This is a genomic window from Gilliamella sp. wkB112, assembly GCF_001690685.1.
In the GTDB taxonomy this organism is placed as follows: domain Bacteria; phylum Pseudomonadota; class Gammaproteobacteria; order Enterobacterales; family Orbaceae; genus Gilliamella; species Gilliamella apicola_J.
The window spans coordinates 100,423-122,023 of record NZ_LZGL01000007.1; the positions used below are offsets into that span (position 1 = coordinate 100,423).

A 21,601-nucleotide genomic window follows, 5' to 3' on the forward strand; every position below is an offset into this window, starting at 1 on the left:
AAAATAATAACTATTATCTATTAAAAATAGTATGTCCTTGTTCTTAAAAAGAACAGATGAATTTTTTTATTCATACAAAACAGCCAAATTTTCAACTTTTTAAAATAACATTATTTTTTGTTCAATATATTATTGTATAAAGTAAAAAACTGATTTAGGATAACACCAATTTCGTTTTGTAATTATGCATAAGCATTAAAAGTTTCAAGGAAGACACTAAACGAACCAGGATTTATTTTTTAATTTCAAGGAGAAATCTATGGCAGTAACTAATATGAATGAGTTAAATGAGTTAATGGTCCGTGTGAAAAAAGCACAAGAGATCTATTCAACTTATACTCAAGAACAAGTAGATAAAATCTTCGTGGCCGCAGCAACAGCCGCAGCCGCAGCTCGAATACCTCTAGCTCAACAAGCTGTTGCTGAGTCAGGCATGGGAGTTGTAGAAGATAAGGTAATTAAAAATCTATTTGCGGCAGAATATATTCTTAATAAATTCCGTCACGATAAAACCTGTGGTGTTATTGCAGAGAATGAACAATATGGCACCATCACTATCGCTGAACCTTTAGGTGTCATTTGTGGTATTGTTCCAACAACCAATCCAACATCAACAGCTATCTTTAAGTCATTAATTAGTTTGAAAACCCGTAATGCGATTGTTTTCTCACCTCATCCGCGTGCTAAGAAATCTACTATTGAAGCCGCTCGTATCGTTCTTGATGCAGCAGTAAAAGCTGGGGCACCTAAAGATATTATAGGTTGGGTTGATGAACCAACAATCGAATTATCTAATGCACTAATGCATCATGATGATGTTGCAGCTATTTTAGCTACTGGTGGACCAGGAATGGTAAAAGCTGCCTACAGTTCAGGTAAACCAGCTCTAGGTGTTGGAGCAGGGAATACGCCAGTTATTATTGATGAAACCGCTGATTTAAAACGAGCTGTTGCCTCAGTACTTATGTCTAAAACCTTTGATAACGGTATGATTTGTGCTTCAGAACAAGCGATTGTTGTGGTTGATTCAGTTTATAATGAAGTGCGTCGTTTATTAAATGAGTATGGGGCGTATGTTTTAGATGCTAAAGAAACCAAAGCGGTACAAGGCATTATTTTAAATGATAAAGGTGCGTTAAATGCCAACATCGTAGGGCAACCAGCGGCTAAAATCGCCCAACTGGCTGGTTTTAAAGTACCATCATCAGCAAAAGTACTTGTGGGTGAGGTAACTAAAGTTGATTTATCTGAACCATTTGCACATGAAAAACTTTCACCTACTTTGGCAATGTTCAAAGCAAAAGATTTTACTGAAGCTGTTGAGAAAGCTGAAAAATTAGTGGAAATGGGTGGTTTGGGGCATACATCTGTACTTTATACTGATCAAGATAGCAACCGTGACCGTATTGATTTCTTCGGCAGTAAAATGAAAACTTGTCGTATCTTAATTAATCAACCTGCAGCTCATGGTGGTATTGGTGATTTGTATAACTTTGATTTGGCACCATCTTTAACTCTAGGATGTGGTTCTTGGGGTGGTAACTCGGTATCTGAAAATGTTGGTCCGAAACACTTAATTAACAAGAAAACAATCGCTAAGAGAGCAGAAAATATGTTATGGCATAAATTACCAAGTTCTATCTATTTCCGTCGTGGATCATTACCAGTTGCCCTTAACGAAGTTGTTGAGCAAGGAGCAAAACGTGTATTCGTAGTTACTGATAAATTCTTATTTGATAATGGTTATACTAAACAAATCACTGATCAACTCGAATCAAAAGGCGCCATTTGTGAAACCTTCTTTAATGTTGCCGCAGATCCAACATTAAGCATTGTTCGTAAAGGTACCGAAGCAATGACCGCATTCAAGCCGGATACTATTATTGCGGTTGGTGGTGGTTCACCAATGGATGCTGCAAAAATCATGTGGGTTTTATATGAACATCCAGAAACTAAATTCGATGAATTAGCATTGCGTTTTATGGATATTCGTAAACGTACATGTCATTTCCCTCATATGGGTGAAAAAGCTAAACTTATTTGTGTGGCAACAACATCAGGTACTGGTTCCGAAGTGACTCCATTTGCGGTGGTTACTGATGATGCAACCGGTCAAAAATATCCGTTAGCTGATTATGCTATTACTCCGAATATGGCAATTGTTGATGCTAATTTAGTTATGAATATGCCGAAATCACTTTGTGCATTTGGTGGTTATGATGCGGTAGTGCACTCTTTAGAAGCTTATGTTTCAATTATGGCCAACGAATTTTCTGATGGTCAAGCTCTACAAGCATTAAGCATGTTGAAAGCTTATTTACCTGCAAGTTATAAAGAAGGCGCTCAAAATCCTATAGCGCGCGAAAAAGTGCATAGTGCTGCAACTCTTGCTGGTGTAGCATTTGCGCAAGCGTTCTTAGGTATTTGTCACTCATTAGCACATAAATTAGGTGCAGCTTTCCATGTTCCTCATGGTCTAGCTAATGCTATGTTAATGTGTAATGTGGTTCGTTTTAATGCAACTAATAAACCAACTAAGCAAGGTACTTTTAGCCAATATGGTTACCCTAAAGCAATTCAACGTTATGCAGAAGTTGCTGATCATTTAGGATTAACTGCGGCTGCAGATAAAGATGAGAAGAAAGTTGAAAAACTTATCGGCTGGTTAGAAGAACTTAAGAAAGATCTCAATATTCCTTCTTCAATTAAAGAATATGGTATAGCTGAGAAAGATTTCTTAGCAGCAGTCGATCAATTATCTGTTGATGCCTTTGATGACCAATGTACTGGTGCAAACCCACGTTATCCACTTATTGCTGAATTAAAACAAATCTACTTAGACTCTTATTATGGACGAGTTTATGAAGATACAGGTGATATTAGTGAAGACGTTGCTGTGCATACTGCGGCAAAAGGCGCTACTACAACTAAGAAAAAAGCAACTAAAAAGAAATAATATAAAATATTTTTTCTATTAAATAAAATCCTGAAATAGTCATATATTTCAGGATTTTTTATGGTTTTGATTTTTTTTTAAGCAAATAAAATAAAAATTGTTTTTTTTACTTGCAAGGTTAAGTGTTCTAGTCCATAATGCGCAGCACTTAGGCCGGCTTAGCTCAGTAGGTAGAGCAACTGACTTGTAATCAGTAGGTCGCCAGTTCGATTCCGGCAGCCGGCACCATTTTCCTAAGTAAACAGAGTAATAAAGATTCGGGGTGGGGTTCCCGAGCGGCCAAAGGGAGCAGACTGTAAATCTGCCGTGTCACACTTCGAAGGTTCGAATCCTTCCCCCACCACCATGTATCTAATATTAGCAATAGCTAATTGAAGCATTTAGGTAGCCGAGTTTGAACATGCGGGCATCGTATAATGGCTATTACCTCAGCCTTCCAAGCTGATGATGCGGGTTCGATTCCCGCTGCCCGCTCCAATTGCTGATATAGCTCAGTTGGTAGAGCGCACCCTTGGTAAGGGTGAGGTCGGCAGTTCAAATCTGCCTATCAGCACCATTCTTGTCCCTTTCCTAAACTTCTAAAAATATCGAATTTAACAGCTTTATAGCTTGTCACTGGATGGCTTTATCTGTTATCATTCAAAGCTGATTTTAAATTAGTATTATGTGAATATAATACTTGGTTAATGTGGTGATTCGCCACCGATTTGTATTACATTTGAGGGACAATAAATGTCTAAAGAAAAATTTGAACGTACAAAACCCCACGTTAACGTTGGTACAATCGGCCACGTTGACCATGGTAAAACAACTTTAACTGCTGCAATCACAGCTGTACTTGCTAAAAAATACGGCGGTCAAGCTCGTGCATTCGATCAAATCGATAATGCACCTGAAGAAAAAGCACGTGGTATTACCATCAATACTTCACACGTTGAATACGATACACCAACTCGTCACTACGCCCACGTAGACTGCCCGGGCCATGCTGACTATGTTAAAAACATGATCACTGGTGCAGCGCAAATGGACGGTGCTATTTTAGTAGTAGCAGCAACTGATGGTCCTATGCCACAAACTCGTGAACACATTCTATTAGGTCGTCAAGTAGGTGTTCCATACATCATCGTATTCTTAAACAAATGTGATATGGTTGATGATGAAGAATTATTAGAATTAGTTGAAATGGAAGTGCGTGAACTTCTAACTCAATATGATTTCCCTGGTGACGATACACCAGTAATTCGCGGTTCTGCGCTAAAAGCGTTAGAAGGCGATGCAGCATGGGAAGACAAAATTGTAGAATTAGCAGAAGCATTAGACAGCTATATTCCGGAACCACAACGTGATATCGATAAACCATTCTTACTACCAATTGAAGACGTATTTTCAATTTCAGGACGTGGTACAGTGGTAACCGGTCGTGTAGAACGTGGTGTAATCAAAGTCGGTGAAGAAGTTGAAATTGTTGGTATCAAACCGACAGCAAAAACAACTTGTACTGGTGTTGAAATGTTCCGTAAATTACTAGACGAAGGCCGAGCAGGTGAAAACGTTGGTGTATTACTACGTGGTACTAAACGTGAAGAAATCGAACGTGGTCAAGTATTAGCAAAACCAGGTTCAATCACACCACATACAGATTTTGAATCAGAAGTATATATCTTAAGCAAAGAAGAAGGTGGTCGTCATACTCCATTCTTCAAAGGATACCGTCCACAGTTCTACTTCCGTACAACTGACGTAACTGGTACTATCGAATTACCAGAAGGCGTAGAAATGGTAATGCCTGGAGATAACATCAAAATGACAGTATCATTAATTCACCCAATCGCAATGGCAGACGGTTTACGTTTCGCTATCCGTGAAGGTGGTCGTACTGTTGGTGCTGGTGTTGTTGCTAAGGTTATTAAATAATTTAGCTACTTGTTACTCATAGAAAGGGTATCGTTAGATGCCCTTTCTTATCTAGTCTATTTAGCAAAATGCTTTTATCAAAAAAGAGCATTTTGGGAAATGGATATTATTATAAATAACATAGTTGTAGGTTTTATATGCTAGTAAATAACGAGAGTCAAGATACAAGCACGATTCTAGACAAATTCAAGTGGGGTTTGGTTCTTATATTGATTGCATTTATTGTCTGGGGAAATTTTTATTTTGCTGGACCTAATGATATATATCAACCAAACACGATCGTTAGAATTATTGCAGTGGTTGTAATTTCACTTCTAACTTTATTGATTGCATTTACAACAAATAAAGGTAAAGTATTTTTTGCCTTTTTACAAGAATCAAGAAAAGAGTTAAGAAAAGTAGTATGGCCTACTCGTAAAGAAACAGTACAAACAACTCTACTCATTGCTGCTATTACTGTTATTGTTGGCTTAGCCCTTTGGGGAATGGATTCTTTGTTCCGTTCAATAGTCTTTTATTTAACATCAATAGGACGTTAATATGAGTGAAACACAACAAAAACGATGGTATGTTATTCAAGCTTACTCAGGTTATGAAGCGCGTGTTGCACAATCTTTACGTGAATATATTAAATTACATAACATGGAAGATTTCTTTGGTGAAGTCCTAGTACCAACTGAAGAAGTTGTCGAAATGAAAAGTGGTCAACGTCGTAAGAGTGAACGTAAATTCTTTCCTGGTTATGTTTTAGTCGAAATGATAATGAATGATGCAACTTGGCATTTAGTTAAGAGTGTACCAAGAACACTAGGATTTATTGGTGGAACTTCTGATAGACCGGCACCAATTAGTCAACGTGAAGTTGATGCAATCATGAATCGTTTACAACAAGTTGGAGATAAGCCTCGTCCGAAGACCTTATTTGAACCAGGTGAGTTGGTACGAGTAAATGAAGGTCCATTTGCTGATTTCAACGGTGTTGTTGAAGAAGTCGATTATGAAAAGAGCCGCTTAAAAGTGTCCGTTTCTATTTTTGGTCGTTCAACTCCTGTAGAACTTGACTTTAGCCAAGTTGAAAAAAGTTAATTGAATCAAATTCATAAGAGTTTTAGAAAAATCACAGAAATTATTCTGTGATTTTTTTTATCTAAGAAATAAATGTACCATTTAGTTAAAGTAAGATTAGTTGGCTAAATTATATTTAGTGAAATCGTATTAATTTTTTAATTCTGTAAAGTGTTTTTTTAAATAGCATTAAGATCTTCTAATTGTTGTTGTAGCTCTAGCCATTTAAATTCGGTTTCTTCTAGCTCATTTTTAAGTCGACTTTGATTAAGCAATATCGTGGTTAATTCAGTTTTTTTGTCGAGTTCATACATAGCAGGATCAGCTAATTGCTGCTCAATATCTTGTAATTGTTTAGTTAGGTGTTCCAGAGCACGTTCTTGTTGTTGTAATTGCTTTTTAATGGGTTGCATTTGTGCACGTAATTCGGCGTCTTTACGTTTTTGTTCTTTGCGATCTTGAGCTGAAATATTTTGGGCCGTTTCATTTTTGCTAGTGTTATTATTCTCAATAGATTGGTTCTCAATTTTCTGCTCTTCGGCTAGCCATTTCTGGTAATCATCAAGATCTCCTTCAAATGGCTCTACTTTTTGATCATGTACCAGATAAAATTCATCAGTGGTGGAACGTAATAAATGGCGATCATGTGAGACTACAACTAGTGCACCTTCAAAATCGATTAACGCTTCGGTCAATGCTTGTCGCATATCTAAATCCAAATGGTTGGTTGGTTCATCTAATAAAAGTAGATTAGGCCTTTGCCACACAATAAGTGCTAACACTAAACGCGCTTTTTCTCCACCAGAAAAAGTGTTTACAGGCTCATTGACTTTATCTCCATGAAAATCAAACCCACCTAAATAATTACGCAACTCTTGTTCGGTAATATTAGGATCGGCTAGTTGTGTCAAGTGCCAAAGTGGTGATTCATCAGCACGTAGGTATTCTAATTGATGTTGGGCAAAGTAACCTAATTGCACGCCTTTAGCTAAATTAATATGCCCCTCTTTAGGTAAGAGCTCACCAGCTAAGAACTTAATCAGTGTTGATTTACCTGCACCATTACGCCCTAACAAGCCTATGCGGGAGCCAGGGACTAGATTAAGTTTAATTTTTTCTAACACAATTTTATCATCATAACCAGCAACCACTTTTTCCATCATTAATAACGGGCTTGGCAGGAATTCAGATGGTCGAAAACTAAAATGAAATGGATTATCAACATGAGCTGGAGCGATGAGTTCCATTTTTTCAAGCATTTTAATTCTACTTTGTGCCTGTTTAGCTTTAGTGGCTTTTGCTCTAAAACGATTTATATAACTTTGTAGATGAGCTACTTTTAGTTGTTGACTTTCATAAAGTGATTGTTGTTGTGCTAATTTTGTTGAGCGCTGAATTTCAAATGAAGAATAGTTACCGGTATATTCAAACAAGCTTTTTTGTTCAATATGAATAATTTTATTCACTAGCGGATCTAAAAAATCTCTATCGTGTGAAATTAAAATTAATGTTCCTTGATAATTAGTCAACCACTTTTCAAGCCAAATTACTGCATCTAAATCAAGGTGGTTGGTTGGTTCATCAAGGAGCAATAAATCAGAACGACACATCAATGCTTGTGCTAGATTTAAGCGCATGCGCCAACCGCCGGAATAGGATTTTACTGGTAATTGTAATTGTTCATTCGAAAATCCCAGCCCATGCAAAAGTGTGGCTGCTCGTGAACGAATAGTCCAAGCATCAATGTTATCAAGTTTTTCATGTACCAGAGCGATTTGTTGCCCATTATTTTGTTGATTGGCTATGTCTAATTGTTGTTCTAATTGTCGATATTCTCGGTCGCCGTCAATAGCATATTCGATTGCTGGCGTATCTAATGCAGGAGTTTCTTGATTTACCCAAGCAAGTTGCCATTGAGAAGGAAACGTTAAAGTTCCTGCGTCTGCTTGAATTTCTCCTTTAATAAGTGAAAATAATGTTGATTTGCCACAACCATTTTTACCGACCAGACCAACTTTTTGTTTGGGATTTATGGTTGCAGATGCATTATCTAACAGTAAATTAGTACCGCGACGCACTTGGATGGAGTCAAAAACTATCATGATATTGATATCTATTATTCAAAATGAAATAAAGTCTGTTATGCTAACAAAAAATTGTATCAATGCAAAACCCAAAAGGGTGTTTAAATTATCTTAATTATATAAATAAATTAAGATAGAACTGATATTATATTAAAAGTAAGTGATTATATTAGCGGTTAGATTTAGTTAAAATTTATAAAAAGTAATTCAGTAATAAGCCCTTTAAATAGTAAAGGGCTTTGTTCAATCATTAATTAAAGTTCGTTTTTGATTGCGGTTAAAGCTTTGCGAATAAATAGCAAGCAAATTGTAACAAAAACAACAAGACCTAGATATTGCGGTAACATACCTAAATCAGCCGATATTGCTAATGGTGCATCGCCACCGCCACTGGTAATACTTATAACAATGACAACAGCTAAAATAACGCCAACTAAACTTTCACCTACAATCAGACCTGATGCAATTAGAGCTGCTTTACGATCAACTTTTCTATATTCGACCTCAGGATTTAGATTTTGTTTTTTAGCTTTTGCATATGCATAATGTTTAATTATCCATGATAATAAAGAACCTATAAAAATCGGCATAGTAATGCTTGGAGGCAAATATATGCCTAAACCAACAGCTAAGGCAGGTAAACGGAATTTTGAATGATTACGGGCTAGTAATAAATCAATAATAATAATCACTGCACCTAAAGCTAGCCCTATCAAAATCATAGTCCAATCTAGTTGATGTGAAAAAATACCTTTGGCTATAGTCGTCATTAATGTTGCTTGTGGCGCAGCTAATACTTGTGATTGATCCATATCAGGACGAGGTAAGGCACCAGTAAAACCATATGCGTTATATAGAATTTCTAAAATTGGAGCAATAACAATTGCTCCGACCACACAACCAATTAATAATGCTACCTGTTGTTTCCAAGGAGTTGCTTGTACTAAGTAACCTGTTTTCAGGTCTTGCAAATTATCATTCGATATACAAGCAATTGCTAATACAGCGCTGGTAGTAAATAATGCTAGAGCCGTGGCAAAGTTGGAACCTTCAATAGAAGATAACATACCGTTTGTTTCACCCAATCCGAGTAAAATCAATGAAATTACAATAACCGCAACAATAGCAATACCGGATATAGGACTAGCAGAGGAGCCAACTAATCCTGCCATGTAACCGCAAGCTGCAGCAACTAAAAAGCCCATAATGAAAGCAAATAACACGGCACAAAAAACTAACGTCCAAGCAATACCAGCAGATAAACCACTATCAGAGATAAAGGTATAAAAAGTTGCTAACAAAATAATTAGCATACCTGCCATAATCAAGAAAATAGATTTCGGTGATAAATCTTGCTCTGTTCGTTCAATATCAGAAGCCGATACATCAGAACGTAAAGTTTTAAAAGAAATTTTTAATCCTTCAATCATAGGTTTGATTAAAGTAAGTAGTGTCCAGATGGCGGCAATAGCTATAGTACCTGCACCGATAAAACGGATATCTTTAGCCCAAAAGCTCATTGCAATTTTGGATAATGGTAAGCTAGTATCATAATCACTTAGTGTACTTAAAATCGGAATGCCGAATCCCCAAGCAATAATAGTACCAATTAATACAGCTATACCCGAGATAATACCAATTAAATAACCGGCACTAAGTAGTGCTAACGAGAATCCCATAGGTAGTTGAAATATAGATTTTCCTCCAGTAAACCAATAGGCAGTACTATCAGATAAGACTCGGAATCCATTAGTAAAAAGGCTGACTAGAGATGCAATAACACCACCAAATAAAATGTCTTTTAATCCTTCATTTGAGTCGTTATTATTAGTTTTTGAACCGGCTTTTAAAATTTCAGCCGCAGCAACACCTTCGGGATAAGGTAAATTACTTTTTACTACCATTACATGGCGTAGAGGAATTGAAAATAAAACCCCAAGCATTCCACCGGCAACACATACACTTAATGTTAGCCAGAAAGGAAAGCTTTGCCAATAACCAATCATCAATAACCCGGGAAGAACAAAAATTATTGAAGATAAGGTCCCCGCAGCTGAAGCTTGGGTCTGTACCATATTATTTTCTAAAATTGTTGCTCCAGAAAATAATCTTAATATAGCCATTGAAATAACAGCAGCAGGAATAGCGGATGAAAAAGTTAATCCAACTTTTAAACCTAAATACACATTTGATGCAGTAAATATAATAGTAATAAAGGCACCAAGAATAGTACCTCTTAATGTCAGTTCACGTAAATTGCTCATGTAATTAACTAAAGTAAGTGCGATAATCTACTATTATATACATATTTGATCTTATCAAGCTACAAATTATCTTGTTGAAGCCTAACTTAAAAGGAATTACTAATTTTTTTATATTCTAATTTTAATTAGCATTATTCAAAATAATTTTATATTGCTTTAAATTAAAATGTAAAAACAATAACAGTTCAATAGTAAAACCCTTAAAATAGATTTATTAATCAATAAATTTTAGAGAAATCTCTTGAATCAATTACAACGTCTACAAGCTATTGTTAAACAACTTCGTGATCCGATTAATGGCTGTGAATGGGATCGTGTACAAACCATGGCATCCCTAAAATCTTATACTTTGGAAGAGACATACGAAGTTTTAGATGCGATAGATAAACAGGATATGCCTGAACTAAAAAAAGAACTCGGGGATTTGTTGTTTCAAATTATTTTTTATGCTGATTTAGCCAATGAGCAAGGACAATTTAACTTTGACGATATATGTCAAGCGGTTGCGGATAAGTTAGTTAGTCGCCATCCCCATGTTTTTGCAGATAAAACAACAAATAAACCTAATTGGGAACAGCTCAAACAAAAAGAAAGAGATCAGCGTGCGCAATACTCTATGCTCGATGATATACCTAATGCTATTCCGGCTTTGATGAAAGCCGAAAAGATACAGAAACGTTGTGCTGCTATTGGCTTTGATTGGTTGGAATTAAAACCCGTTTTCGATAAAGTAAAAGAAGAACTTAACGAAGTGGAACAAGAAATTAGTCAACCAGAGCAAAAGCAACATAAAATTGAAGAAGAACTCGGTGATTTATTTTTTGCTACGGTTAATTTAGCAAGGCACCTAAAAGTTAAGTCTGAACTGTGTTTGCAACAAGCTAATCATAAATTTGTCCGTCGATTTAAACAAGTTGAATTTATATTAAAACAAAAAGGCTATTCTTTAAGGGATGCAACACTTGAAGAAATGGAAGATGCGTGGCAAAGTGTTAAACAAGCAGAACTGATTAAATCTAATAGCGAAGTGAATAAAAATGACTGAACCGAAAAATGAACTATATCAAGAAATTGAAGCTTGGGCTCAAAATGCGATTTTACACAGTCCCAAATGGAGTATTAATCAACTAGATTATTCTGAAAAAAGTATTACTGTTGTTGAAATGATTATTGGCGAATTAGCTGAAAAAAACTTTAGTATTGCCGAAGAACAGCTGAATATGATCGCCCAAGAGTATGGTTGTTATCTATTACTTACCGCCCATAAAATATATGGCGGTGAGTTTTATTGGAATGAAGAATTTCAACAACCTATGCTGATTTGTTGTGAGCCTGATGCGATGATTGTGTTGATGACTTGGAATAAAGTGAAAGGGCGTTTACTAGGAGATAAAGCAGATCATATTGCTTATTTCTTAGATGAATTTGGCAAAGCAACTTTTCAACCAGAAAAAGGGATACATGTGGTTTATTTATGATAAGGTGATAAGTGCCATAAATGTTGGTTTTAGGTAAATAAACATGAGTTATACACTTTATATTGGTAACAAAAATTACTCCACATGGTCGATGCGACCGTGGGTTGTGATGAAGTATTTCGGTATTCCTTTTAACGAAAAATTAGTTAAATTTGACGATTTTGGTGCAGATTCTTTGTTCAAGAAAACAATATCCTCAATTTCAAAGTATGGAACTGTACCGATTTTAATGGATGAGGATTTTGTGATCACTGATTCTTTAGCTATTTGTGAATACTTAGCTGAAAAACATCCTGATTTAGCTTTATGGCCTACTGATATTAAACATAGAGCAATGGCACGAAGTTTAGTTGCTAAAATGCATTCAGGTTTTCCCGCTATCCGAAATTATTTGCCAATGAATATTGAAGCAGAATTACCAGAAGTAGGGCAAATAATATTACGCGATCATTCAGAAGTAAAAAATGAAATCACATTATTAGATGACTTGCTATCATCGTTATTGATGTCGAACACATCAAATCAAAGTTATTTGTTTGGTGACTTTAGTATAGCTGATGGATTTTATGCTCCTATATGTCTAAGATTGAAAAATTATCATATAAAAACCAGCCCAATTTTAGCTGATTATATTGATACAATTTGCCATACAAAAGGGATTAAAGATTGGATAAATAACGCATTAAAAGAACAGTGTTTTGTGGTTATAGATGAACCTTATCGTTTACACAGATAAATTTTAATATAAAACACTAGCCCAATTAAGATTGATTGGGGCTAGTGTTCCAATATAACTTACCTTGATAATTATACTTCTAAATAATCTAAAATTCCTTCAGCTGCTTTACGTCCTTCGCTAATGGCGGTTACCACTAAATCTGAACCTCGTACGGCATCACCGCCAGCAAAGATTTTCGGATTAGATGTTTGATAGCCTTTAATTGCTGGAGCAATGATTCGACCCCGTTGATCAAAATCAACACCATGCTCTGCTAACCATGGCATTGAATGTGGTTTAAAACCAAATGCCATTACTACTGCATCTGCCGGTAATACAAATTCAGAACCTTCAATAACCACAGGGGAACGACGACCTTTTGCATCGGGTTCACCAAGCTCAGTTCTAACCATCTTTATTCCGGTTACTTGTCCATCATTGTTAGTTTCGATACTAAGTGGTTGTACATTAAACTGGAATTGAACCCCTTCTTCTTTGGCATTTTTGACTTCTCGTTTGGAACCAGGCATGTTGGCTTCATCACGACGATAAGCGCAGGTAACTTCAATAGCACCTTGACGAATTGATGTACGTACACAGTCCATGGCGGTATCACCACCACCAAGTACCACAACGCGTTTGTGTTTCATGTCGATATACGGAGTATCTTTGGTTTGCTTATGTTGCATAATGTGTTTGGTATTAGCGATTAAAAATGGTAAAGCATCATAAACACCGTTAGCATTTTCATTTTCCAAACCGGCTCGCATCGATTGGTATGTACCAGTACCAACAAAAACAGCATCAAACTCGTTAATTAAATCAGCTAATTGTACTTCTTTACCCACTTCAGTATTAAGCCGGAATTCAACCCCCATTTCAGTAAAAATATGACGACGGTTAATTAAGACTTCTTTATCTAATTTAAACGCTGGAATACCAAAAGTTAAAAGACCACCAATTTCAGGATGGCGATCAAAAACCACTGGATTAACACCATTTCGCACTAATACATCGGCACAAGCAAGTCCGGCCGGACCAGCACCAATAATTGCTACTTTTAAACCAGTATTTTCAACGTTAGATAGATTCGGTTTCCAACCCAATTTAAAGGCTTCATCAGTAATATAGCGTTCAATATTACCGATAGTAACGGCACCAAATTCAGCACTGAGAGTACAAGACCCTTCACAAAGCCGATCTTGAGGACAAACACGGCCACACACTTCGGGCAAACTATTGGTTTGATGAGATAATTCAACGGCTTCTAAGATTTTACCTTCATTGACTAATTTTAACCAATTGGGAATATAGTTATGCACCGGACAACGCCATTCACAATATGGATTACCGCAGGCAAGGCAGCGATCTGCTTGTGCTTGTGATTGTGAAGCAGAAAATCCTTCATAAATTTCGACAAACTCTATTTTGCGGATGCCTAATGATTTCTTAGGCGGATCAACACGTTGTAAATCGATAAACTGATACACATTTTGACTCATTTTCGTGTTCTCCTTACTGTGCTTGAACGCGTAGTTCTGCTGATGAGCGACTACGGTGACCTAACAATGCTTTTACATCACTTGATTTTGGTTTGACCAACACAAACTTTTTAGCAAATATCTCCCAGTTCGCCAAAATATCTTCGGCACGTGATGAATGAGTAAGTTGAGCATGTTCCATGATTAAACCACGTAAATGTTCTTCATGAATTGAGTGATCGGCGACATTTAAAATTTCCACAAGTTCTTTATTAATACGTTTATGGAAATCACTATCTTCATCAAGAATATAGGCAAATCCACCAGTCATGCCAGCACCAAAATTAACACCAGTTTTACCTAATACACAAACGATACCTCCAGTCATGTATTCACAGCCGTTATCACCAATACCCTCAACAACGCTAATTGCGCCAGAATTACGTACCGCAAAACGCTCTCCGGCACGCCCGGCAGCAAAAAGTTTGCCTCCTGTGGCACCATATAAACAAGTATTACCGGCAATAGTGGCATCATGGCTTTTAAATGCAGAACCAAGTGGTGGACGAATCACAATGCGGCCCCCAGCCATGCCTTTTCCTACATAGTCATTGGCATCTCCTGTGAGCATCAAATCAACACCACTGGCATTCCATACACCAAAACTTTGACCAGCGGTACCATTAAAGTTCAATGAGATAGGATCTGTTGCTAAACCTTGATCGCCATATTTTTTAGCAATATAACCTGACAAAGTGGTACCTACGGAACGATCAGTATTTTGAATGTCAAAATAGAAACTTTTACCTTGACGATTGTCGACACATTCTTGGGTTTGGGTCATGATTTCTTTGTTAAGAACGCCTTTATCAAATGGTTTATTATCTTCTATACAATAAACAGGTTTGCCTTCAACTGGTTTAGCGGTTTCCAATAATCCCGATAAATTCAATTTTTGTTGTTTAGCTGTAATACCGTCTAATTCTATTAATAAATCAGTACGACCGATAAGGTCAACAATACGGCTAACTCCCAGTTCAGCCATTACTTCACGCGTATTGCGGGCTATAAAACGGAAGTAGTTCATGGCCTTTTCTGGTAAACCATGATAGTGTTCATTACGTAATTTATCATCTTGAGTGGCAACGCCAGTAGCACAGTTATTTAAGTGGCAAATACGTAAATATTTACAACCTAGTGCTACCATTGGCCCTGTTCCAAAACCAAAGCTTTCGGCGCCTAAAATAGCCGCTTTGACAATGTCAATACCAGTTTTTAAACCGCCATCAACTTGTAAACGTATTTTGTGACGGAGCCCGTTGGCAACTAGTGATTGTTGTGTTTCAGTTAGTCCTAATTCCCAAGGTGAACCGGCATATTTAACCGAGGTTAATGGACTAGCTCCAGTACCGCCATCATAACCAGATATAGTAATCAAATCGGCATAGGCTTTGGCCACACCTGTTGCAATAGTGCCAACTCCAGGCTCAGAAACTAATTTTACTGAGATCATCGCTTTCGGATTAATTTGTTTAAGATCAAAAATAAGCTGAGCTAAGTCCTCAATAGAATAGATGTCATGATGAGGTGGGGGAGAAATTAGTGTCACTCCTGGTACTGAGTAGCGTAATTTAGCAATATAAGGTGTGACTTTATCTCCCGGTAATTGACCTCCTTCACCAGGTTTTGCTCCTTGAGCTACTTTGATTTGGATTACATCAGCACTCATTAAATATCCAGGGGTAACACCAAACCGCCCTGATGCCACTTGTTTAATTCGAGATACTTTTATAGTGTTATAACGTACTGGATCTTCGCCGCCTTCACCTGAATTTGAAAAACCACCTAAGGTATTCATCGCTTCAGCTAGTGATTCATGTGCTTCAGGGCTAAGTGCACCAATCGACATAGCGGCTGAGTCAAACCGTTTAAATAGTGATTCTTCATTTTCAACTTGTTCTAATGGAATTGCAGCATTTTCTGGTGGATTTATTTTTAGTAAATCACGTAATGTAGCAATCGGGCGATTATTTACAATATCAACATAGTGTTTATAATCATCATAATTACCACTATTGACGGCTTTTTGTAGTGTTTGTACCACATCAGGATTATAGGCATGATATTCACCGCCATGGACAAATTTAAGTAGTCCTCCTTGGTCTAATGGTTTACGTCGTAACCATGCTTTTTTGGAAAGATTAAATTGGTCTTGAGAGAAATCATCAAAATTAGCCCCACTTATACGGCTAGTAACACCTTGAAAGCACAGATTAACTACATCGTTATGTAAGCCAACCGCTTCAAATAGTTTCGAACAACGATACGAAGCAACTGTAGAAATCCCCATTTTCGACATGATTTTATATAGGCCTTTATTAATACCATTGCGATAATTAAGGATGGCTTCGCGGTAAGATTTTTTAATTGTGCCATTATCTACCATTTGTGCAAGTGTTTCATAAGCTAAGTAAGGGTAAATCGCAGTAGCACCAAAACCAATGAGCACTGCAAATTGGTGTGGGTCACGGCAACTACCACTTTCAACAATTATATTGGCATCACAACGCAAATTCTTTTCAACCAAACGTTGTTGTACCGCACCAAGTGCCATTGGAGCTGGAATTGGTAAACGATCCGCTGCTATATTTTTATCTGATAAAATTAATAATACTGTGCCGTTACGGACTTTAGTTTCTGCATCACCACATAGTTGTTCAATGGCGTCACGTAAACTACCATCAATTTCATAAGTAATATCTAAAGTTTCAGATTTGTAATAACGTGATTCTAATGCGGTTAATTGTTGTAAATCTGAATAAACTAGCACCGGATATTTAAATGACACACGATGTGCTTGTCCTTCTGCTTCTGCAAACACATTCATTTCTCGTCCAATACTGGTTGACAGTGACATCACATGTGCTTCACGTAAAGGATCAATAGGTGGATTGGTTACTTGAGCAAATTTTTGGCGGAAATAATCATAAATTATGCGAGGTCGGCTAGATAATACCGCAAAAGGTGTGTCATCACCCATTGAGCCAGTCGCTTCTTGACCGTTTTCACCGAGTACACGAATACATTGATCCAACTCTTCAAAGCTATAACCAAATTGTTTATGATAAGTAGCTAATAAGCCATCGTCATAATCACGCGAGCCAATATTTTCATCGGGCAAGTTTTCAAATGGGATGAGTTGCTTAACATTTTTACTCATCCATTCTTTATAAGGATGGCGTTTTTGTAAGTCATTATCAGTTTCAGATGATTGTAATATACGACCTTCTTCAGTATCGATAACCAGCAATTCTCCGGGTCCTACTCGCCCTTTAGTTACGACTTCGTCTGGTTGGTAATCCCAAATACCGATTTCAGATGCACAAGTGATGAGTTTATCGGTGGTAATAACATAACGAGCAGGACGTAATCCATTTCGGTCTAAATTACATGCGGCATAACGTCCGTCAGACAGCACAATACCTGCTGGTCCATCCCACGGTTCCATATGCATTGAATTAAAATCAAAAAAGGCGCGTAAATCCTCATTCATATCAGGATTATTTTGCCAAGCTGGCGGCACCAGTAATCGCATTGCCCGCACTATGTCCATACCACCTACAAGGAACAGTTCCAACATATTATCTAATGAACTTGAGTCAGAACCGGTTACATTGACAAAAGGTGCGGCATCTTGTAAATCCGGAATAAGAGGTGTTTTAAACTTATATGAACGGGCTTTGGCCCATTGACGGTTACCTTCAATAGTATTGATTTCGCCATTGTGAGCTAAATGTCTAAATGGTTGTGCTAATGGCCAACGTGGTACGGTATTGGTAGAAAAACGTTGATGGAATAAGCAGATAGCAGTTTCCATACGTAAATCAGCTAAATCTAAATAGAAGTGTGGTAAATCTTTAGGCATACAAAGACCTTTGTAGATATTTACCTGATTTGAAAAGCTACATACGTAAAATGTATCGTCTTGGACTCTTTTTTCTATACGACGACGAACCATATATAAACGACGTTCTAAATCAATTTTTGTCCACCCAGCAGGAGCATTCACAAAAACCTGTTCAATTTTAGGCAGTGAAGATAAGGCAATTTCACCCAATACACTTTTGTCGATTGGTACTTCGCGCCAACCTAAAATAGATAAAGTTTCATTGGCCAGTTCTTCCTCAACAATATCACGGCTAGCTTGTGCTTCTTGTTCATTCTGGCTTAAAAAAAGCATACCAACTGCATAGTTAGTTGCTAAACGCCAGCCAGCATCTTGCGCAACTAGTCTAAAAAAACGGTCGGGTTTTTGTAATAACAGCCCACAGCCATCACCGGTTTTGCCATCAGATAAAATAGCTCCACGGTGTTGCATCCGAGCCAGTCCGTGAATTGCAGTTCGCACCACTTTATGACTTGGTTGCCCTTCAATATGTGCAATTAAACCAAATCCGCAGTTATCTTTTTCATGATGCTGGTTGTATAACATATCATTGCCTCTGATTGATAATTTTTTTATTGGGGTAGGGATAGGCGTTTATCCCATATAGGCAGAGAAATTAAATAAAAATAGTATTTTGGTCAAATAAATATTACTTATAAGTCAATCTTCTAATAACTTGTACCAGAGTTATTAATGAAGCTAATAATTGTATATAAAATATTAATGTTTGAGTGCTAAGTTTTAGTGCAAATAAAGTAAATATCTAATCTAATTTTAAAATTTAATGGATTATTATTATTTATGTAAAGATGTTTCAGGTCTGCTATATGTTTTAGTATAAGGAATAGCACTTGGACTGGTAAATTTATGCTATTATAATCTAACACCTTTTCTTTTTGAAGTATCACTTATGCAAACAAAAATTACTATTATTGGTGCCGGGGCGGCAGGACTTTTTTGTGCAGGACTACTTGGGCAAAAAAGCTATGATGTGACTGTAATTGATAATGGTAAAAAAGTTGGACGTAAAATTTTAATGTCTGGCGGTGGTAAATGTAATTTTACTAATCTTGATATTAGTGCTGCCAATTATTTATCGCAAAATCCCCATTTTTGTAAATCTGCATTAACGAGGTTTACGCAATGGGATTTTTTGCAATTAGTTAATAAACATAATATTAATTATCACGAAAAGGATCATGGGCAGTTATTTTGTGATAATTCAGCCGAGGATATTGTCAACTTATTAGTAAAAGAATGCCAACAAGGTAGTGTTAAGTTTCAGATGCAAACACAAGTTGAGGATGTTGATTATGATAATCAGTTTAAATTATATACTTCAAAGGGAATTATCGAGAGTGATAAAGTTATAGTGGCAACGGGTGGTTTATCCATGCCCGCACTTGGTATGACGTCAATTGGTTATAAAATAGCTGAAAAATTTGCTATACCAGTAGTACCCGTTAAAGCTGGATTAGTGCCTTTTACTCTACATAAACCCTTACTGGATATTTTAGCGACTTTATCAGGCATAGCGATCCCGGTTGAAGTTTCTAACACAAAAATTAGTTTTAAAGAAAATCTACTGTTTACTCATCGCGGACTTTCTGGGCCAGCAATTTTACAGATTTCTAGTTATTGGCAAGCAGGGGAACCCATCAATATTAATTTATTACCAGATCTTGAATTCGATTCGCAATTCCAACAACTGCTGGAAAAAAATCGGAATCAGACTATAAAGAATTGCCTGGCACAAATTTTACCTAAGCGGTTCATAGAAGCATTAATGCAACTTAATTTATTAGCGGATACAACGGTTAAACAACTTAATCATAAACAGCAACAACAATTATATAAAACCTTAACACAATGGACTGTTGTCCCCAATGGCACTGAAGGTTATCGTACCGCAGAAGTAACATTAGGCGGAGTGAGTACAGAGGCTTTATCATCAAAAACAATGCAAGCAAAAGCACAACCCAATCTCTCCTTTATTGGTGAGGTTATAGATGTAGCGGGTTGGCTTGGCGGTTATAATTTCCAATGGGCTTGGAGTAGTGCTTTTGCTTGTGCCGAAGCGATTACTACATAAGTATCAATATTATTGCTTAACTATCAAGTACCCCTAGCTGGATATTGTATTTTTTTACCTTATATTGCAAGGTGGTACGCGATACCTTTAATATTTTAGCTGCAGTAACAATTTTGCCATTAGCTTGATTTAAGGCATCAACAATCAATTGACGTTCATAATCTTCAACTTGTTCAGTTAAATTGGCACCATTATTTACATAATTGTTTACAGGTTTATGGGCAAAATTGCTATTAGTACCATTGTGGTTATTTGTACTGCTAATTTCATATAAATCATCATCAAGTGTTATATGTTGTAGTTCACCGGGTTCATTTTGTAGCACCATACTACGCACAATTGTATTTTCTAACATGCGTACATTACCCGGCCAAGGTGCTGAAATTAATTGTTGCAACGCCTGATCGCTGATGCCACTAATTACGACATTGACATCATTTTTATGTTTATCTATGAAATACCTCGCTAATACAGGAATATCTTCGGTTCTTTCTCTTAATGCCGGTAGCTTGATTAAACCCACATTCAATCGATAAAACAGATCGCTACGCATTGTGCCATTTTGTAGTAATTCCGCAGGTGATTCATTCATGGCTGCAACAATGCGTACATCTGAATGTTGTTCTTTGTTACCACCTAATTGCCAGTAGGTTTTTTCTTGTAAAAATCGTAATAATTTGCTTTGCATTTCCAATGGCATAGCATTGAGTTCATCTAGAAATAAAGTACCACCATTGGCTAATTCTAAATACCCTTGGCGATTTTCTGCTCCTGTAAAAGCACCTTTGACAGTACCAAATAATGTACTTTCAATTAAAGTTGTTGGTAGGGCACCACAATTAAGTGAAATAAAAGCTTTATCACGCCGCTGGCTAGTTTGATGGATTAAACGAGCAAAAAGTTCTTTACCTGTTCCGGTTTCGCCTACAATTAAAACAGGTACATCATTAGCACCTAATATATTGGTTTGATCAATAACCTCTTGCATTTTTTGCGATACAAAGACTATATCGGGTAATGGTTGTTCTTTATTCTGATATAATTTGCTATTTAGATTAAATACTTGGTCTTGTAATTCACGTACTGTCGATAAATCTCGACCTATTTCAACCGCACCAATGATCTCTTTATTATGATTATAGAGGGGTACGGTAGTATGTAAATAATCAACAAGTTTACCAACATGGTTATAATAAGATTGGTAGTTATTTTGATATTCTATACCCTGTTGTAGGGCTTGTAGCATAGTACTATCTTCTTGTTTTAAACTAGGATAGACTTTTAACATTGGCTTGCCAATTGCTTTTTCCTTCGAATAACCATCCAGCTCAGCACTTTCCTGATTGTAGTAAATGTATTTACCTTCTTTATTGATAATAGCCATTGGTTGATGCATTAAATCAAAAAAATGTTTAAATATTTCTAAAGCCTGTAGTAATTCAGGATCAATTGTCATGTATTAATACCTTTTAAGATGTGGCGGTTTACTAAACTTAGTTTGTTAAATTTAAATAGTATTGCACCATTACTAAGTGTGACGAATTTTCGTCATAAAAACATATATTTTACTAAATGACTAATATTTTTTTTGTAATTTTTT

General features: G+C 36.6%; 13 protein-coding genes and 4 tRNA genes. 12 read left to right on the top strand and 5 right to left on the bottom strand.

Annotated features, from left to right (window positions below; genetic code table 11):
* Positions 1 to 259: 259 nt before the first annotated feature.
* From adhE to nusG, 8 genes are all read left to right on the top strand, one after another.
* Complete coding sequence (gene adhE / locus A9G12_RS02175; RefSeq protein WP_065564246.1) at positions 260 to 2,956, top strand: bifunctional acetaldehyde-CoA/alcohol dehydrogenase; 2,697 nt, start codon at positions 260 to 262, stop codon at positions 2,954 to 2,956.
* Between the two features lie 152 nt (positions 2,957 to 3,108).
* Positions 3,109 to 3,184: transfer RNA gene (locus tag A9G12_RS02180), tRNA-Thr, on the top strand.
* A gap of 33 nt (positions 3,185 to 3,217) precedes the next feature.
* Positions 3,218 to 3,302: transfer RNA gene (locus A9G12_RS02185), tRNA-Tyr, on the top strand.
* 56 nt (positions 3,303 to 3,358) lie between these two features.
* A tRNA-Gly gene (locus A9G12_RS02190) sits at positions 3,359 to 3,433 on the top strand.
* 3 nt (positions 3,434 to 3,436) lie between these two features.
* Positions 3,437 to 3,512: transfer RNA gene (locus A9G12_RS02195), tRNA-Thr, on the top strand.
* Between the two features lie 176 nt (positions 3,513 to 3,688).
* Complete coding sequence (tuf, locus tag A9G12_RS02200) at positions 3,689 to 4,873, top strand: elongation factor Tu (RefSeq protein ID WP_065564247.1); 1,185 nt, start codon at positions 3,689 to 3,691, stop codon at positions 4,871 to 4,873.
* Between the two features lie 197 nt (positions 4,874 to 5,070).
* On the top strand, positions 5,071 to 5,412 hold the full coding sequence (gene secE / locus A9G12_RS02205) for a preprotein translocase subunit SecE (protein ID WP_218056557.1): 342 nt from the start codon (positions 5,071 to 5,073) through the stop codon (positions 5,410 to 5,412).
* A gap of 1 nt (position 5,413) precedes the next feature.
* On the top strand, positions 5,414 to 5,959 hold the full coding sequence (nusG, locus tag A9G12_RS02210; protein ID WP_065564249.1) for a transcription termination/antitermination protein NusG: 546 nt from the start codon (positions 5,414 to 5,416) through the stop codon (positions 5,957 to 5,959).
* 158 nt (positions 5,960 to 6,117) lie between these two features.
* Here the strand turns inward: nusG and A9G12_RS02215 are convergent, their stop codons facing one another.
* Together A9G12_RS02215 and A9G12_RS02220 are read right to left on the bottom strand one after the other, a co-directional pair.
* A complete protein-coding gene (locus tag A9G12_RS02215) occupies positions 6,118 to 8,040 on the bottom strand; it encodes an ABC transporter ATP-binding protein (RefSeq protein ID WP_065564250.1) in 1,923 nt (640 codons plus the stop codon).
* Positions 8,041 to 8,276: 236 nt separating this feature from the next.
* Positions 8,277 to 10,286, bottom strand: coding sequence for an OPT family oligopeptide transporter (locus A9G12_RS02220; protein WP_065564251.1), 2,010 nt, complete (start codon positions 10,284 to 10,286; stop codon positions 8,277 to 8,279).
* A gap of 241 nt (positions 10,287 to 10,527) precedes the next feature.
* On the opposite strand from A9G12_RS02220, the gene mazG reads away from it, so the two are divergent.
* The 3 genes from mazG to A9G12_RS02235 are packed head-to-tail and all read left to right on the top strand — an operon-like array spanning position 10,528 to position 12,500.
* Positions 10,528 to 11,331: a nucleoside triphosphate pyrophosphohydrolase gene (gene mazG, locus A9G12_RS02225; RefSeq protein ID WP_065564252.1), complete on the top strand. Its 804-nt coding sequence runs from the start codon at positions 10,528 to 10,530 to the stop codon at positions 11,329 to 11,331.
* The gene (locus tag A9G12_RS02230; RefSeq protein WP_065564253.1) at positions 11,324 to 11,764 is read left to right on the top strand and encodes a hypothetical protein; all 441 of its coding nucleotides are present in this window, start codon (positions 11,324 to 11,326) and stop codon (positions 11,762 to 11,764) included. Before mazG ends, A9G12_RS02230 begins: the two co-directional genes overlap by 8 nt.
* Positions 11,765 to 11,807: 43 nt before the next feature.
* Positions 11,808 to 12,500 carry a glutathione S-transferase family protein gene (locus A9G12_RS02235; RefSeq protein WP_065564254.1) on the top strand — a complete coding sequence of 231 codons (693 nt, stop codon included), beginning with the start codon at positions 11,808 to 11,810 and terminating at the stop codon, positions 12,498 to 12,500.
* Positions 12,501 to 12,571: 71 nt separating this feature from the next.
* Here A9G12_RS02235 and A9G12_RS02240 read toward each other — a convergent pair whose 3' ends face one another.
* On the bottom strand, positions 12,572 to 13,984 hold the full coding sequence (locus A9G12_RS02240; protein WP_065564255.1) for an FAD-dependent oxidoreductase: 1,413 nt from the start codon (positions 13,982 to 13,984) through the stop codon (positions 12,572 to 12,574).
* A gap of 13 nt (positions 13,985 to 13,997) precedes the next feature.
* Positions 13,998 to 18,455, bottom strand: a complete 4,458-nt coding sequence (gene gltB, locus A9G12_RS02245; protein ID WP_065564256.1) for a glutamate synthase large subunit — start codon at positions 18,453 to 18,455, stop codon at positions 13,998 to 14,000.
* 364 nt (positions 18,456 to 18,819) lie between these two features.
* On the opposite strand from gltB, the gene A9G12_RS02250 reads away from it, so the two are divergent.
* The gene (locus A9G12_RS02250; protein WP_065564257.1) at positions 18,820 to 20,001 is read left to right on the top strand and encodes an NAD(P)/FAD-dependent oxidoreductase; all 1,182 of its coding nucleotides are present in this window, start codon (positions 18,820 to 18,822) and stop codon (positions 19,999 to 20,001) included.
* A 16-nt stretch (positions 20,002 to 20,017) separates the two neighbouring features.
* Here the strand turns inward: A9G12_RS02250 and A9G12_RS02255 are convergent, their stop codons facing one another.
* Positions 20,018 to 21,457 carry a sigma-54 interaction domain-containing protein gene (locus A9G12_RS02255; protein ID WP_065564258.1) on the bottom strand — a complete coding sequence of 480 codons (1,440 nt, stop codon included), beginning with the start codon at positions 21,455 to 21,457 and terminating at the stop codon, positions 20,018 to 20,020.
* Positions 21,458 to 21,601: the final 144 nt, after the last annotated feature.

Bases quoted from the DNA above. Each gene is read 5' to 3' on its own strand.
- adhE (WP_065564246.1), top strand. From the start codon at position 260: ATGGCAGTAACTAATATGAATGAGTTAAATGAGTTAATGGTCCGTGTG.
- tuf (WP_065564247.1), top strand. From the start codon at position 3,689: ATGTCTAAAGAAAAATTTGAACGTACAAAACCCCACGTTAACGTTGGT.
- nusG (WP_065564249.1), top strand. From the start codon at position 5,414: ATGAGTGAAACACAACAAAAACGATGGTATGTTATTCAAGCTTACTCA.
- A9G12_RS02215 (WP_065564250.1), bottom strand. From the start codon at position 8,040: ATGATAGTTTTTGACTCCATCCAAGTGCGTCGCGGTACTAATTTACTG.
- A9G12_RS02220 (WP_065564251.1), bottom strand. From the start codon at position 10,286: ATGAGCAATTTACGTGAACTGACATTAAGAGGTACTATTCTTGGTGCC.
- A9G12_RS02230 (WP_065564253.1), top strand. From the start codon at position 11,324: ATGACTGAACCGAAAAATGAACTATATCAAGAAATTGAAGCTTGGGCT.
- A9G12_RS02235 (WP_065564254.1), top strand. From the start codon at position 11,808: ATGAGTTATACACTTTATATTGGTAACAAAAATTACTCCACATGGTCG.
- A9G12_RS02240 (WP_065564255.1), bottom strand. From the start codon at position 13,984: ATGAGTCAAAATGTGTATCAGTTTATCGATTTACAACGTGTTGATCCG.
- gltB (WP_065564256.1), bottom strand. From the start codon at position 18,455: ATGTTATACAACCAGCATCATGAAAAAGATAACTGCGGATTTGGTTTA.
- A9G12_RS02250 (WP_065564257.1), top strand. From the start codon at position 18,820: ATGCAAACAAAAATTACTATTATTGGTGCCGGGGCGGCAGGACTTTTT.
- A9G12_RS02255 (WP_065564258.1), bottom strand. From the start codon at position 21,457: ATGACAATTGATCCTGAATTACTACAGGCTTTAGAAATATTTAAACAT.